Raw genomic sequence first — 2,492 nt, 5'->3', positions numbered from 1 at the left:
CAGCAGGTCCGGCTTGGCAGCAGGCTGGGCCCGGTCCACCAGGCCCGCCGGTGTAACCACCAGGTCAATCGCAAACAGGCCCCAGCGCAGATGCACCACGCGCCCCTTTTGCCGCAGCAGACGGTCCTGCGCCTGCTTTTCCTGCATCAGGACATGGTTCAGGAAGAGCACCAGCCGTTGCTGCCCCTCATCCACCACCCAGGCGGGCGGCTGAAAGCGGGTGGCAATGGATTCCAGAAATGAAAAAGGGGACGTGGTATTCATACGTCCCCCGATTCTGACATGGCCCCCACGGTCACGCACTTCGTGGCGTAACCCAGTGGAAAGAGTATTTCACCAGCAGGCGCCGCGGAACCGGCTTTGCCGGGCCGCAGGCGCCGCCCCCTGAAAGGGGGGAACAGGCTACATGAAGTGAGCCTGGACGGGGGTTATTGGAGAGCCTGTACACCGGCGACCAGCCAGCCGCTGCCGCCGCTGCGTGGCTTGGTCATGTTCCAGACTTCGCGGAAGGGGCTGGCGCCTGCGGAGGCGTCTTCGCGGATCATGCCGGAAAACTCCACGCTGGCCATGTAGACATCGCTCAGTTCCTCGATGCCCAGCAATTGCGCATCCAGCATCACGACCTCGGTCTTGTTGACCTGGCCGCCGGTATGCGATTCGCGGTCGGCAAGCTGGGTCTTGATCTGCTCGAGCATGTCGTCCGTCATCATGGCGCGCAGGTTCTGGATGTCGGAGCGGTCCCAGGCATCCTGCAGCGTGACGAAGTTGGCCTTGCTGGCCTTGAGGAAGCCTTCGGCGTCAAAACCGGCCGGAACGCCCCAGGACTGCACACCCAGCAAGGCCGAGCCGATCATGGAACCGCCTGCGGGCGCTGCCGCATCGTATTTGTTGGCATCAAAAGCCATGCTACTGCGTTCCCAAGGGCGCGCGGATGCATCGTTGCCGACGTTCTCAGGGCTGTAGTTCTTGGGGGTGGTGGCGTTGCCCGCACCCTGGAAGGCAAAAGGCGCCTGCCCGGGCGCAGAGCCTTGCGCGCCAGCCGCTCCGCCCTTGAATTTGCGCATGATGAAGCCGATCACCAGCATGACCACCAGCGCCAGCAAGGCAAACATGATGATCTGGCCGAAGGCGCCGCCCAGGCCCAGCGATGAAGCCAGCCAGGCCAGGCCCAGACCTGCGGCCAGGCCGCCCAGCATGGCGCCCCAGGGTTTTTTGGGCGCAACAGGCGCCGGCGTTGCCGCAGGGGCTGCCGGTTTGGCGGCATTGGCACCACCAGGCGCCGCCTCACGCTTGGTCACGTTGGACGACTGCTTGCCAAATGACGAACCACCGCCCAGTCGTTTGGCGTCAGCAACCGTTCCCCCCAAAGTCAGGGTTAACGCAAGCGCTGCGGAAAAAATTGCCGACCAGATTTTCATATCGTCTCCTTGATCACGGTTTTGAGGCCGTTTGACTTTTCAACACTTGATTCCAACATGCAATGCCACAACTCCGCCTGTCATGTTGTGATAGTCCACATGGCCGAAACCACTTTTATGCATAAGGGCTTTCAGTTCGTCCTGGCCGGGGTGCATGCGAATTGATTCGGCGAGGTACTGGTAGCTTGAATCGTCATTGGCCACCAGCTTGCCCAACCGCGGCAACACCTTGAAGGAATACCAGTCGTAAATCTTTTCCAGCGGCTTGGCGACTTTGGAGAACTCCAGCACCAGCAGCTTGCCACCGGGCTTGAGCACGCGGTTCATCTCGCGCAACGCATCTTCCTTGTGCGTCATGTTGCGCAGCCCGAAGGCGACCGTCACCACGTCGAAGCTCGCATCGGGAAATGGTAGATGTTCGGCGTCGCACACCAGGGTGGGCAAGCTGACACCAGCATCCAGCAGGCGGTTCCGGCCTTCGCGGAGCATCGCCTCGTTGATATCGGTATGCACCACGCGGCCGGTGCTGCCCACCTTGGGGGCAAAGGCCAGCGCCAGGTCGCCCGTGCCGCCGGCGATGTCCAGCACCTGGTAGCCCTCTTTGACGTTGGCCACCAGCACTGTGTAGGCCTTCCACGCCCGATGCAGCCCCATCGACATCAGGTCGTTCATCACGTCGTATTTGGGCGCCACGGAGTCAAACACCCCGCGCACGCGGCGTGCCTTGTCTTGCTCGTCAACGGATTCAAAACCGAAATGGGTACTGCTCATACCATCAATGCTAGAGGGCAAAGGAGTAATTGCTCTCGACAACCCTGAGCTGACATGGGGCATTGCGGCTTATTGCCCGCTTTTATGCTGGAAAAACAACAGTGGCGCGAAATGCCCATTCGCCGCCGCGCCGCGGCGCGCACCGCTCGCGCGGAATCAGTGGCTTGCACAGCCGTGGCCGCCGGGCGCGGCCATGGGTGCATCGCGCTCAACACCGGCCGCCTGCAGGCGCCTCCGGTACTCGTCCCATAACTGGGCCTGATCGGCGCCCAGTTTGTAGAGATAGTCCCACGAGAATAGTCC

The 2,492-nt window shown here is 61.9% G+C and carries 2 protein-coding genes and 1 pseudogene; all 3 read right to left on the bottom strand.

Features of this window, described 5'->3' with window-relative positions; all coding sequences use genetic code 11:
- Window positions 1-264, bottom strand: a pseudogene (locus tag AC1DWI_RS19695) (hypothetical protein); the annotation flags it as partial.
- Window positions 265-428: 164 nt separating this feature from the next.
- Window positions 429-1,418, bottom strand: a complete 990-nt coding sequence (locus tag AC1DWI_RS19690; protein WP_477669821.1) for a Tim44 domain-containing protein — start codon at window positions 1,416-1,418, stop codon at window positions 429-431.
- Between the two features lie 39 nt (window positions 1,419-1,457).
- A complete protein-coding gene (gene ubiE / locus AC1DWI_RS19685; protein WP_477666074.1) occupies window positions 1,458-2,189 on the bottom strand; it encodes a bifunctional demethylmenaquinone methyltransferase/2-methoxy-6-polyprenyl-1,4-benzoquinol methylase UbiE in 732 nt (243 codons plus the stop codon).
- Window positions 2,190-2,492: the final 303 nt, after the last annotated feature.

It is taken from the genome of Polaromonas sp. P3_C2, assembly GCF_056402675.1.
The sequence above is the reverse complement of the archived record's forward strand: the minus strand, read 5'-3'. Positions and strand labels throughout refer to the sequence as shown.

Coding starts and splice junctions, on each gene's coding strand:
- AC1DWI_RS19690 (WP_477669821.1), bottom strand. CDS start 1,418: ATGAAAATCTGGTCGGCAATTTTTTCCGCAGCGCTTGCGTTAACCCTG.
- ubiE (WP_477666074.1), bottom strand. CDS start 2,189: ATGAGCAGTACCCATTTCGGTTTTGAATCCGTTGACGAGCAAGACAAG.